The 13,099-nt window shown below is 68.2% G+C and carries 10 protein-coding genes; 3 read left to right on the forward strand and 7 right to left on the reverse strand.

Features of this window, described 5'->3' with window-relative positions; all coding sequences use genetic code 11:
- Positions 1–162: 162 nt before the first annotated feature.
- Positions 163–3,030: a valine--tRNA ligase gene (locus BLS50_RS01135; RefSeq protein WP_074800084.1), complete on the forward strand. Its 2,868-nt coding sequence runs from the start codon at positions 163–165 to the stop codon at positions 3,028–3,030.
- A gap of 87 nt (positions 3,031–3,117) precedes the next feature.
- Positions 3,118–4,002: a UTP--glucose-1-phosphate uridylyltransferase GalU gene (galU, locus tag BLS50_RS01140; protein WP_006476218.1), complete on the forward strand. Its 885-nt coding sequence runs from the start codon at positions 3,118–3,120 to the stop codon at positions 4,000–4,002.
- Positions 4,003–4,054: 52 nt separating this feature from the next.
- Here galU and BLS50_RS01145 read toward each other — a convergent pair whose 3' ends face one another.
- The 7 genes from BLS50_RS01145 to BLS50_RS01175 form a co-directional block, all read right to left on the reverse strand.
- Entirely contained in the window at positions 4,055–4,669 is a 615-nt protein-coding gene (locus BLS50_RS01145) for a DUF4136 domain-containing protein (protein WP_011545219.1), read from the reverse strand.
- 37 nt (positions 4,670–4,706) lie between these two features.
- A complete protein-coding gene (locus BLS50_RS01150; protein WP_074800086.1) occupies positions 4,707–7,094 on the reverse strand; it encodes a CHASE2 domain-containing protein in 2,388 nt (795 codons plus the stop codon).
- Between the two features lie 10 nt (positions 7,095–7,104).
- Positions 7,105–8,466 (reverse strand): FecR family protein, encoded by a 1,362-nt coding sequence (locus tag BLS50_RS01155; protein ID WP_074800088.1) that lies wholly within the window; start codon positions 8,464–8,466, stop codon positions 7,105–7,107.
- Positions 8,463–9,167: a response regulator transcription factor gene (locus tag BLS50_RS01160; protein WP_074800091.1), complete on the reverse strand. Its 705-nt coding sequence runs from the start codon at positions 9,165–9,167 to the stop codon at positions 8,463–8,465. The genes BLS50_RS01155 and BLS50_RS01160 overlap by 4 nt, the downstream gene beginning before the upstream one ends.
- 267 nt (positions 9,168–9,434) lie before the next feature.
- Entirely contained in the window at positions 9,435–9,869 is a 435-nt protein-coding gene (locus tag BLS50_RS01165) for a hypothetical protein (protein ID WP_027813456.1), read from the reverse strand.
- Between the two features lie 317 nt (positions 9,870–10,186).
- Positions 10,187–10,414, reverse strand: coding sequence for a sulfurtransferase TusA family protein (locus BLS50_RS01170; protein WP_006402122.1), 228 nt, complete (start codon positions 10,412–10,414; stop codon positions 10,187–10,189).
- Positions 10,415–10,530: 116 nt separating this feature from the next.
- Positions 10,531–11,466 carry a LysR family transcriptional regulator gene (locus BLS50_RS01175; RefSeq protein WP_011545214.1) on the reverse strand — a complete coding sequence of 312 codons (936 nt, stop codon included), beginning with the start codon at positions 11,464–11,466 and terminating at the stop codon, positions 10,531–10,533.
- Positions 11,467–11,575: 109 nt separating this feature from the next.
- Here BLS50_RS01175 and BLS50_RS01180 point away from each other — a divergent pair, with 109 nt between their 5' ends.
- Positions 11,576–13,096: a CoA-acylating methylmalonate-semialdehyde dehydrogenase gene (locus tag BLS50_RS01180; protein WP_074800093.1), complete on the forward strand. Its 1,521-nt coding sequence runs from the start codon at positions 11,576–11,578 to the stop codon at positions 13,094–13,096.
- Positions 13,097–13,099 lie beyond the last annotated feature (3 nt).

Below are 13,099 nucleotides of genomic sequence, written 5' to 3' on the forward strand. Positions count from 1 at the left end.
CGTTCGGTCGCACGCTGCCTGCGTGTTGCGGGCGGGTTGCGGACACGTTGCGGCCGCGTCCCGGCGGGCCCGCGCCGGCAAGGCGATGGCTGGCCGATGGGCATCCATTTATAATTGTCAGATTCGGCATCCAATTCACGCATTTTTCGGCAGATTTCCAACATGAGCGACAACACGCTTGCGAAGAGCTTCGAGCCCCATACCATCGAGTCCCAATGGGGGCCGGAGTGGGAAAAACGCGGCTATGCCGCCCCGGCATTCGATCCGTCCCGCCCCGATTTCGCGATCCAGTTGCCGCCGCCGAACGTGACGGGCACGCTGCACATGGGCCACGCGTTCAACCAGACGATCATGGATGGCCTCGCCCGCTACCACCGGATGCTCGGCGAGAACACGCTGTGGGTGCCCGGCACCGACCACGCGGGGATCGCCACCCAGATCGTGGTCGAGCGCCAGCTCGACGCACAGGGCGTGTCGCGCCACGACCTCGGCCGCGAGAAATTCGTCGAGCGCGTGTGGGAATGGAAGCAGAAATCCGGTTCGACGATCACCGACCAGGTGCGCCGCCTCGGCGCGTCGACCGACTGGTCGCGCGAATACTTCACGATGGACGACAAGATGTCGGCCGCCGTGCGCGACGTGTTCGTCACGCTGTATGAACAAGGGCTGATCTATCGCGGCAAGCGCCTCGTCAACTGGGATCCGGTGCTGCTCACCGCCGTGTCGGACCTGGAAGTCGTCAGCGAAGAGGAAAACGGCCACCTGTGGCACATCCGCTACCCGCTCGTCGACGGCTCGGGCTCGCTGACGGTCGCCACCACGCGTCCCGAGACGATGCTCGGCGACGTCGCGCTGATGGTCCATCCGGAAGACGAACGCTACGCGCACCTGATCGGCAAGCTCGTCACGCTGCCGCTGACGGCCCGCGAGATCCCGGTGATCGCCGACGACTACGTCGACCGCGAGTTCGGCACGGGCGTCGTGAAGGTCACGCCCGCGCACGACTTCAACGACTACCAGGTCGGCCTGCGCCACAAGCTCGCGCCGATCGAGATCCTGACGCTCGACGCGAAGATCAACGACAACGGCCCCGAGCAGTATCGCGGCCTCGACCGCTTCGACGCGCGCAAGGCGATCGTCGCCGACCTCGACGCGCAGGGCTTCCTCGACTCCGTGAAGCCGCACAAGCTGATGGTGCCGCGCGGCGACCGCACGGGCGTCGTGATCGAGCCGCTGCTGACCGACCAGTGGTTCGTCGCGATGACGAAGCCGGCGCCAGAAGGCACGTTCCATCCGGGCAAGTCGATCACCGAGGTATCGCTCGACGTGGTGCGCGACGGCCAGATCAAGTTCGTCCCGGAAAACTGGACGACCACCTACTACCAGTGGCTCGAGAACATCCAGGACTGGTGCATCTCGCGCCAACTGTGGTGGGGCCACCAGATTCCCGCGTGGTACGGTGAGAACGGCGAGGTATTCGTCGCGCGCAACGAGGAAGACGCACGCGCGCAGGCCGCCGCGAAGGGTTACGCAGGGGCGCTCAAGCGCGACGAAGACGTGCTCGACACGTGGTTCTCGTCGGCGCTCGTGCCGTTCTCGTCGCTCGGCTGGCCGAACGAAACGCCCGAACTGAAGCACTTCCTGCCGTCGTCGGTGCTCGTCACCGGCTTCGACATCATCTTCTTCTGGGTCGCCCGGATGGTGATGATGACGACGCACTTCACCGGCAAGGTGCCGTTCCATACCGTCTACATGCACGGCCTCGTGCGCGACGCGGAAGGCCAGAAGATGTCGAAGAGCAAGGGCAACACGCTCGACCCGATCGACATCGTCGACGGCATCGACCTCGAGTCGCTGGTCGCGAAGCGCACGACGGGCCTGATGAACCCGAAGCAGGCCGCGACCATCGAGAAGAAGACGCGCAAGGAATTCCCGGACGGCATCCCCGCGTTCGGCACCGACGCGCTGCGCTTCACGATGGCGTCGATGGCGACGCTCGGCCGCAACGTGAACTTCGACCTCGCGCGCTGCGAAGGCTATCGCAACTTCTGCAACAAGCTGTGGAACGCGACGCGCTTCGTGCTGATGAACTGCGAAGGCCACGACTGCGGCAACGACAAGCCGGAAGTGTGCGGCGCGGGCGACTGCGGCCCCGGCGGCTACCTCGACTTCTCGGCGGCCGACCGCTGGATCGTGTCGCTCTTGCAGCGCACCGAAGCCGACATCGCGAAGGGCTTCGCCGATTACCGCTTCGACAACATCGCGAGCAGCATCTACAAGTTCGTGTGGGACGAGTACTGCGACTGGTATCTCGAACTCGCGAAGGTGCAGATCCAGAACGGCACGCCGGAACAGCAGCGCGCCACCCGCCGCACGCTGCTGCGCGTGCTGGAAACGGTGCTGCGCCTCGCGCACCCGGTCATCCCGTTCATCACCGAAGCGCTCTGGCAGAAGGTCGCGCCGCTCGCCGGCCGCTATCCGCAGGACAAGGCCGACGGCGAAGCATCGCTGATGACGCAGGCGTACCCGGTCGCGAACCTGCAGAAGCTCGACGAGGCATCCGAGCAGTGGGCGGCCGACCTGAAGGCGATCGTCGACGCGTGCCGCAACCTGCGCGGCGAGATGAACCTGTCGCCCGCGACCAAGGTGCCGCTGCTGGCGGCCGGCGACGCCGAGCGCCTGCGCTCGTTCGCGCCGTACGTCCAGGCGCTCGCACGCCTGTCGGAAGTGCAGATCCTCGCGGACGAAGCCGCGCTCGACCAGCAAGCGCACGGCGCACCGATCGCGATCGTCGGCCCGAACAAGCTGGTGCTGAAGGTGGAAATCGACGTCGCGGCCGAGCGCGAGCGCCTGTCGAAGGAAATCACGCGCCTGACGGGCGAGATCGCGAAGTGCAACGCGAAGCTCGGCAACGAGGCTTTCGTTGCGAAAGCGCCGCCGGCCGTGGTCGAACAGGAGCAGAAACGTGTCGCGGAATTCCAGAGCACGCTCGAAAAACTGCGTGCGCAGCTCGATCGGTTGCCTGCGTAACAAACGGTAAGGTCATTTGCGTTCACTATAATGCGAACGTGAACATAGACCGTCTGACAAGTCGATTACAGGAATAAAGGTTCGATCATGTTGAAAGTCACCAAGGCGGTATTCCCCGTTGCCGGTCTCGGCACGCGGTTCCTCCCGGCAACGAAGGCGAGCCCGAAGGAAATGCTGCCGGTCGTCGACAAGCCGCTGATCCAGTACGCGGTCGAGGAAGCGATCGCGGCCGGCATTACCGAGATGATCTTCGTCACCGGGCGCAGCAAGCGCGCGATCGAGGACCACTTCGACAAGTCGTACGAGGTCGAGGCCGAACTCGAGGCGCGCGGCAAGGAAAAGCTGCTCGAACTCGTGCGCAGCATCAAGCCGAGCCATGTCGACTGCTTCTACGTGCGCCAGCCGGAAGCGCTCGGCCTCGGCCACGCGGTGCTGTGCGCGGAAAAGCTCGTCGCCGACAACCCGTTCGCGGTGATCCTCGCGGACGACCTGCTCGACGGCAACCCGCCGGTGATGAAGCAGATGGTCGACGTGTTCGACCACTATCACAGCTCGGTGATCGGCGTCGAAGAGATCCCGCCGTCGGAGACGAAGTCGTACGGGATCGTCGACGGCAAGGAATGGGAAGAGTCGATCGTCAAGATGTCGGCGATCGTCGAGAAGCCGGCGCCGGAAGTCGCGCCGTCGAACCTCGGCGTGGTCGGCCGCTACGTTCTGAAGCCGCGGATCTTCGATCACCTGCGTGCGCTGAAGCCGGGCGCGGGCGGCGAACTGCAGCTCACCGATGCGATCCAGGCGCTGCTCGCCGACGAGCAGGTACTGGCCTACAAGTACCAGGGCACGCGCTACGACTGCGGCAGCAAGCTCGGCTACCTGAAGGCGACGGTCGAATTCGCGCTGCGCCACCCGGAAGTCGGTGCGGAATTCGAGACGTACCTGCGCACCCGCGACGGCGCCCAACCGACCGTCTGAACGCGGCAAGGGCGCGCTCCAGCGCGCCCGCCCTCACCTCACGGCCGCCGCTTCAGCGCGCGTCGGCCGGCTTCACCGAGACGACGCCCGGCATGCCGCCCGCATCGTCTTTTTTCGTCTTGACGAGCCAGCCGCTGCCGTCGCCGAACGGCACCTTCGCCAGCGCGCTCTTCACGAGCGCCGGCGCGGCCTGCTGCGTACCGGGATCGCGATCGCGCAGCGACGCCGACACGCGATAGACGTCGGCGCCCGATTTCGCGTCAACGAAGCGCAGCGTCAGCACGTGACGGTACACGCGGCCCATGAACGGCAGCGCGAACGGCGCGGGCCCGTCGACCGTCACGCACGCGCTGCTCGCCGCGCCGCACCGCTCGGCGCTCGCCGCGACCGCCGCCGGCTGCGTCGCGTACGCGATCGACAGCCGGTAACGCGCGTCCTTGAGCGGCTGCGCATCGAAGCCGCGGCGCGCGAGCTCGTCGCGCACGAGCGTCTCGATCTGCCGGTATTCGGCGTCGTCCGCCTGCGCGGCCGTCCGCGCGAAGTCGTAGCCGTGCGCACCGGATGCAAACGCATTCGGCTGCCCGACCGCACTCACGCCGCTCGTCACGCCGGCGCAACCCGTCAACAGCGACGCCGCCAGCGCGGTCGCTGCCCATTGCTTTCTCATGACTTTCCCCAAATGCCTGCCGTCGCGCCCGGCCCTGTCAGGCGGACGGCTCGTCGATCGCGGGCAGCGACACCGTCACCGCGGTGCCGACACCCACTTCGCTGTCGACCGACACGCTGCCCCCATGGCGCGTGACGACCGTCTTCACGAACGCCATGCCGAGCCCGGAACCCGAGATTTCGGGCCGCTCGCCGGCATGGAATCGCTTGAAACGCTCGAACAGATGCCGCTGATCTTCCGGTGCAATGCCGTACCCCTGATCGCGAATCGTACAGAACATTCGCTTCGATGCGTGCTCGACCGTCAGCGTACACGTGATCACCGTGTCGGACGGACTGTATTTGACCGCATTGTTCAGCAGGTTCACGAAGGCGCGCGTGATCAGCGAGCGGTCCGCGCGCACCCAGCACATGTCGGTGCCCACGCCGGTCTCCACGCGGATGTGCTTCGCCTGCGCCTGCGGCCACACCTCGTCGCTCGCGTCGATCAGCACGTCGACGAGGCTCGTCACCTCGAGCTGGTACGCCTGCGACTCGGCGCGCGCCAGTTGCACGAACTCGTCGGCGAGCGACAGCGCGCGGTGCGCATAGCGCTCGATTCGCGCGAGCAGCCCGCGCATCGCGTCGCTTTCGACGCGGTCGCGCTCGATCTCGACCAGCGCGAGGATCGACGACTGCGGCGAACGCATGTCGTGCGACAGCAGGTGCAGCGCTTCCTCGCGCTGCCGCTCGGCCGCGTGCAGCTCGGTCACGTCGACGAGGCCGGCAATCCAACCGGTCACGCGCCCTTGCGCGTTCGTACATGCCGCGTAGCGTAGCAGATGGTCGAGCCCGTCGCGATCGCGCACCTCGATGCCGCGCGCCATCGCGTCGTGCTCGGCCTCGAGCGTCGGATCGAGCACGGCCGGCCAGTGCTCGCGGATCGCCGCGTCATGCTCGGCGTTGCCGTCGACGGTCTTCATGAAGGTCAGCTCGCCGAGCGCGGTGCGCAGCGGCCGCCCTTCCGGCAGCGGCAGCGCGAGCCGCGACCCGTAACGTTTCGCCGCGTGGTTCGCGATCAGCACGGTGCCGGCGAGGTCGGTCACGAAGATCGGCTCGGGCATGCTGTCGAGGCTGTCCCACACGAAGCGCTTCATGTCCTGCACACGCTGTGCGGCCTGCGCCATCAGCGCCATCTGCCGCTCCAGCACGTCGCCGCCGACGCTGCGCGTGCGCGGCGCCTCGGGCAGCAGGTGCGGCTCGTCGGCGAGCTTCTGCAGCTCGCGGCGCAGGTACGACATCGTCATTTCCAGCCGCCGCCAGTTCCAGATCGGGTAGACGGCGATCAGCCCGAAGATCGCCGGCGCCGGCGTCAGCCAGATGCGCGCCTCGAACAGCAGTGCCAGGCTCGCGACGACGGCGAGCGCGGCGAGGCTCAGCGTCAGCAGCAACGCGCGCCACGGCGACAGCATCAGGAAGCCGCCCAGCAGCACGGCGAGCGGCAGCAGCGACGCGGCGAACAACCCCGCGCGCGACGCGGGCGAGATCGCACTGCCGGTCGCCAGCATGTCGAGCACGTTGGCATGGATATACACACCGGCGAGCGGGCCGAACTCGCCGGACACCGGCGTCGCGAAGCGATCGTACAGCCCGGACGCCGTCACGCCGACGACGACGATCTTGCCGCGCAGCGCGTCGGGCTTCACGCGCCCTTCGAGCACGTCGTCGAACGACAGCGTCGGATACGCGGGCGTATTGCGGCTGAACGGAATCAGGTAGCGGCCGTCGCCCGCCGCATCACGCGACAGGTCGTGCGCGTCCGCGCCGGGCATGCCGCCGACCGGGTGCAGCCGGCCGGCCTGGATCGCGCGATAGACGGGCACCATCAGTTGCGGCCAGCGCACGCGGCCGTCGCTTTCGAACAGCGCGACGCTGCGCACGATGCCGTCGCGATCGACTTCGAGATTGATATGGCCCAGCCCCGTCGCGCGCGCGGCGAGCGCGGCGACCGGCGGATCGACGGAGCGCGTGCCGTCCGCCTGCTCGGGGCTCAACAGCACGGGCAGGAAGGTCGGCACGCGGCTCATCGCGTCCGCGAACGCGCGATCCTCCGACGACGGTTCGGTAAACAGCACGTCGTAGACGACCGCGGCCGGCTGCGCGCGCGCCAGCGTATCGAGCAGCCGCGCATGCACGTCGCGCGGCCACGGCCAGCGGCCGAGCGCGGATACGCTCTGGTTGTCGATGTCGACGACGACCACGTCGGGCGACAGCGGCAGGCTGCGCAGCATCAGCAGCCGGTCGTAGATCAGCCCGTCGACGCTCGACGACAGGCGGCCGAGCGCGCACACGAGAATCACCGCGATCCCGAGGCAGCCGATCGCGATCCATTCGATCAGGAAACGGCGGCCGAGGTGCCGCCGCGGAGAAACGGAGTCGGGTTTCATGCGCCGCGGATCAGCGCGACAACGTGAACGCGCTGACCGGACTGGTCTTCTCGTAGAACTTGCCGCCTTCGAATTCCTCGACGGTCACGGCCCAGAAATAGTCGCCCGGCGGCAGGTGCGCGACGGTGATCTGGCGCGCGTGCAGGCCCACCTGGTCGACGACCGGCGCGCTCAGGTCCTTCGAGCGCGACAGCACGAACCGGTAACGCGCATTCTTGCCCGAGCCGTTCGGCGACCAGCGGAACTCGTACCCGCCCGCGCCCTGCGACGCGCTCGCGTCGAGCCCCATCACGCGGCGTTCGAACGCATAGGTGCGCGGCAGCCCCTCGAGGCCGTTCGCATCGATCGCGGCGATCCGCACGAAGTAGTTGCCGTTCGGCACGTCGCGGAACACCGCGCGCGGCGAATCGGTGCGCGTTTCGCGGAACAGGTCGAGCAGCCCCGCATCGTGCGCGAGCTGCACGCGATACGCATGCGCCTGCGCGAGCGGCGTGACGTCGAATGCGACGTCGGGCTCGTCCTGCACCTTGTCGGGATGTGCGAGCGCGGGGGCGCCCAGCAGCTGGACGGGCGCGCCGACCGCGCCGGACGACGTCGCGACGCTGCCGAAATTCGCATGCACGAGCGTCGCGTCGGCCGGCTGCCGGCCGCCCGCGACGCCGACGGTGCCATCGAGCACTTCGACACGCGTCGTCGCAGTGCCGGCCGCGTCGTAGTTCACGCGAAAGCGCGTGCCGCGCACGCCGGCCACGACCGACGGCGAGCGGATCTGGAAGCGGTCGTCGCGTTTCTTCAGGTGGGTGACTTCGCTGTCGACCGAGCCGCGCGTGAGTTCGAACTCGCGATCGAGCGTGCCGGTCAGCACCGTGCGGCGCAGCGACTTCAGGTCGAGCTGGCTGTCGGGCGGCAGGCTCATGTGCGTGCCGTCGGCCAGCTCGATCGTCACGAAGCCGTTCGGGCCGGTGCGCACGCGATCGCCTTCGGCGAGCGTCGCATCGTTCGCGAGCGGCGCGAAAGCCGCGCCGGACGCACGCTCGGCCGTGCCCTGCACCGCGATCACGCGCGCGGTGAGCTTTTCCTTGCGCAGGCGCGCGACCGGCAGCTTCAGCGCGATGCCGGGCTGCAGGTGCTTCGGCGCCGGCACGCCGTTGATCTGCTGGAGCAGTTGCCAGTCGTCCGCGCCCTGCAGGTAGCGCGCGGCGACGTCGTACAGCGTGTCGCCGGCCTGCGTGCGATAGACGACCGTCTTGCCCACGGCGGCGGCCGGCTGCGCCGCGGCCTGCTGCGCCGCGAACACCAACGCGACCGCGCAGGCCGCGCGCAGCGCTGCCGTACCCAGGTTCGCCGTGCGCTGCGTGATTCGCGTCGTCACTCCGGTTCCCCCTGGCCGACCCGTTCGAGCCGGTAGCCGTACCCGTAGATCGGCGCGAGACGGTAGCCGTTCTCGGGCCGCAGGCCGAGCTTGGTGCGCAGCATCGAAATGTGCGTATCCATCGTGCGCGACGGAATGTCGGTCGCCTGCTTCCACACGAGGTCGAGAATGTGCGCGCGCGACAGCGGCCGGTCCAGATGCTGGAACAGCAGCAGCGCGAGCTCGAATTCCTTTTGCGTGAGGCTCACGGCCTTGTCGCCGACGTACGCCTGCTTCAGGTTCACGTCGAAACGGAACTGATCGAATTCGCGGATGGTCGCCTCGGCGTTGACCGGATACGCGCGGCGCAGCAGCGAACCGATGCGCGCGCGCAGGATCGGGCCGGACACCGGCTTGACCACGTAATCGTCGGCGCCGGCGTTGAGGATCTGCGTGATCCCCGCCTCGTCGTCGCGGCTCGTCATGAAGATGATCGGCAGGCTGTGCTCGGTCTGGTTGGCGCGCACCCACTTGAGCACTTCCTCGCCGGACATGTCGGGCACGTTCCAGTCGAGCACCAGCAGATCGAACGTCTCGCGCTGCAGGCGCTTCTTCAGGGCCTTGCCTTCCTTGAACGCATAGCACGTATGGCCAACGGCCGTCAGCGTTTGACTGACGAAATCCGTCTGGGCCGGATCGTCATCCAGTACAGCAATTCTCATAGCACCCCGCAAATCGAAGTCGATTCGTCCATTCGGCTCCCGCGCCTGCCCCGGGCCGCGCAGCGTGCGCGCGGCGCCGGATACCGGCCAGCGAGCCGTCGTTCGCCGCTCGCGCCACCTGCGCAAACCGGCGACCCCGGCTAAATATCTCAAAAACGGGGCACGGACGAACCGGCGATTTCATCATAGTAGTATGAAATTCGCCAAGAAATTGCGCGGACTATCGCCCTTTCTTCGAATAATCCTTTCTGTTGCGCAACCGGACGCCTAATCGGCGCCCGCGATGCCGGCCACCGGCTCGGCAAAATCATCGGTCGGCATCCGTGGCGACGGCGGCTCCGACAGCGGCGGTTGCGCCAGCATCCGCTGCAGCTGGTCGCGCACGCGCTCCCACGCATGGGCCGCGTAGTCGGGCTGGCCCGCCGCCCATGCCTGCGCCAGATCGAACACGCGTTCGATCGTTGCGCCACAGTAGGTCGGGCCCGAGCCGTCGTCCCGCGCGGCGTCGCGCAGCCGTTCGTCGAGCCACTCGGCCAGCCACGGCATTTCGGCCGCGGCCGAATCCGCATATGCCTCCAGCGCGGCACGCGCGTGGCGGTCCTGCTGCGGATCGAGCTCGATCCGGCTCAATTCCGAGGTGCGCACGGGCGCGATGCTTTCCGCTCCGGACGGACTTCGAAGGGTCCCTGGTCTGAAGGACATGTCCTCTCCCCGTTGTACGACGGTAGCGTCAGGCATGGCCCCCGAGCCCGCCGTGCGACGTACCGTGGCCGGCGCCTCCGCTGGGAGCGGACGACCGGCCGGGTCAGTATACGCAGCCGGTCACGCAATGAGGTTTAAGAATTGTCAGAGAGGGACGCCCGGTTAGGGAGGCCCGGTTAGGGAGGCCCGGTTAGGGACGCCCGGTTAGGGACGCCCGGCCAAGGGGGCAACCGGCTTGGGGCGGTCGGCCAGGCGCGACTGCCGAGGCGCGGCCGGCCGGCAGCCCGGCGGCACCGCGGGACGTGCGATGCGTGCCTTCAGCGGCGGCGCATCAGAAACACGAAGGTCTTGTCCTGCGTCGTCGATTCGACGATCTCGTTGCCCGTCTGCTTCGCGAACGCGGCGAAATCGCGCTGCGAGCCCGGATCGGTCGCGAGCACCTTGAGGATCTGCCCGCTCTCCATATCGGCAAGCGCTTTCTTGGCACGCAGGATCGGCAACGGGCAATTGAGCCCGCGCGCGTCCACTTCCTTGTGAATCTGCATCGGCTGTCGACCTTCGAATGACGCGCCACACACGGCGCGGGAGGAAGCCGCGATTTTACCGCAGCGCCGCCGCGCCTGCCCGGCCGCCCACGGCCCCGCGCCCGCCGGCAGCCGGCTCACGCGCCGGAGAAGCCGCCCGCGAGCCGCTCGCGCAAGTGGCGCACCAGCGCGCGCACCGCGCTCGGCACGACCGGGCTGTACGGACGAATCGCGAAAATATGGTCGCCGAACGCGCCCGACGGCCGCCAGCCGTCGAGCAGCGCGACGAGCCGGCCGGCGTCGAGATCGCGCCTCGCGCTGAAATCGGGCAGCAGCGCGATGCCGAGCCCGCCGAGCGCGGCCTCGCGCATCGCCTCGCTGTTGTTCGCCGCGAAACTGCCGCGCACCGGCACGCTCACGCGCTGGCGCCGGCGGCCGTCCGGCTCGAAGCTCCACGCGGCCGGCTCGTTGTCGCGCAGGTAGCACAGGCAGCTGTGATCGACGAGTTCGCTCGGGTGGCGCGGCGCGCCGCGCGCGTCGAGATAGTCGCGGCTCGCGACCAGCAGCGAACGCGTGTCGCACAGCTTCCACGCGACGTGGGTCTGCGGCGCGGTGGTGGTATGGCGAATCGCGAGGTCGAAGCCTTCCTGCGTCAGCGAATGCAGGCGGTCCGACAGGTCGAGCTCGATCTGCACGCCCGGATGCTGGCGCAGGAAATCGGGCAGGTGCGGCACGACCTGCTGGCGCCCCAGCGCGACCGGCACCGTCACGCGCAGCAGCCCGCGCGGCTCGCCGGCGAGATCCTTCACCCGCGCGAAATGCTGGCCGATCGACTCGAACGCGTCGCGCGTGCTGTCGACCAGCGTCTGGCCCGCATCGGTGAGCCGCACGCTGCGCGTGGTGCGGCGCACGAGCGGCACGCCGGCCGCCTTTTCGAGATCGGCGATGCGCTGGCTCATCGCGGCCTTGCTGATGCCGAGCCGCTGCGCGGCAGCCGTGAAACTGCCTGCGGCGGCCAGCACCGTCAGCGAATGGATATGCGGCCAGAGCGCCTGGACATTTTGCTGATTCATCCACTGATTATTCAGAATTCTGAACAGTGAATCAAGTTTCGCGGCCTTCTCCCACCCTGCCGGTTTCCCTAGACTAGGCGCTGTTGCCCCTCATCCCCAGGAGACACGCATGACCACGGTTCCCGCCTATACGTCCGACGCCGACGTCGGCCACTACCTCGACGGCGCGCCCGTCGCCGGCCGCAGCGGCCGCTTCCAGGACGTCTTCAATCCGGCGCTCGGTCGCGCGGTGCGGCGCGTCGCGCTGGCCGACAACGACGAAGTCGAACGGGCCGTCGCGTCGGCCCACGCGGCGTTCCCGGCCTGGGCCGACACGCCGCCGATCCGCCGCGCGCGCGTGCTGCACCGCTTCCTGCAGCTGATGAACGAGCACCGCGACACGCTGGCGGCGATCATCACGGCCGAGCACGGCAAGGTGTTCTCGGATGCACAGGGCGAAGTCGCGCGCGGCATCGACATCATCGAATTCGCGTGCGGCGTGCCGCAACTGCTGAAGGGCGACTTCACCGACCAGGTCAGCACCGGCATCGACAACTGGACGATGCGCCAGCCGCTCGGCGTCGTCGCGGGCATCACGCCGTTCAACTTCCCGTGCATGGTGCCGTGCTGGATGTTCCCGGTCGCGCTCGCGACGGGCAACACGTTCGTGCTGAAGCCGAGCGAGCGCGACCCGTCGGCCGCGCTGTTCATCGCCGACCTGCTCACGCAGGCCGGCCTGCCCGCCGGCGTGTTCAACGTCGTGCAGGGCGACAAGGGCGCGGTCGATGCCCTCCTCGACCACCCGGACGTGCAGGCCGTCAGCTTCGTCGGCTCGACGCCAATCGCCGCCTACGTGCAGCAGCGCGCGGTGCAGTCGGGCAAGCGCGTGCAGGCGCTCGGTGGCGCGAAGAACCACCTCGTCGTGATGCCCGACGCGAACCTCGAGCAGGCGGTCGACGCGCTGATCGGCGCCGCGTACGGCTCGGCCGGCGAGCGCTGCATGGCGATCAGCATCGCAGTGCTGGTGGGCGACGTGGCCGACAGGATCGTGCCGGCCGTGGCCGAACGCGCGCGCAAGCTGGTGATCGGCGACGGGATGTCGCCGGAAGTCGAGATGGGCCCGATCGTCACCGGCGAAGCGCTCAAGCGCATCGAAGGCTATATCGAGCAAGGCGTGAACGAAGGCGCGCAACTGGTGGTCGACGGCCGAGGGCTGCGCGTGCCGGGCCGCGAGGCCGGCTTCTTCACGGGCGGCACGCTGTTCGACCACGTGAGCCCCGACATGCGGATCTACAAGGAAGAGATCTTCGGGCCGGTGCTCGGCTGCGTGCGCGTGAAGGATTTCGGCGAGGCGGTCGACCTGATCAACGCGCACGAGTTCGGCAACGGCGTGTCGTGCTTCACGAGCGACGGCGGGATCGCGCGCGAATTCGCGCGGCGCATCCAGGTCGGCATGGTCGGCATCAACGTGCCGATTCCGGTGCCGATGGCGTGGCACGGCTTCGGCGGCTGGAAGAAGAGCCTGTTCGGCGACATGCACGCGTACGGCGAGGAAGGCGTGCGCTTCTACACACGCCAGAAGTCGGTGATGCAGCGCTGGTCGTCGAGCATCGGCAAGGGCGCCGAATTCGCGATGCCGACCGCGAAGTAAGCC

The organism is Burkholderia orbicola (assembly GCF_900100915.1).
GTDB classification, from domain to species: Bacteria; Pseudomonadota; Gammaproteobacteria; order Burkholderiales; family Burkholderiaceae; genus Burkholderia; species Burkholderia orbicola.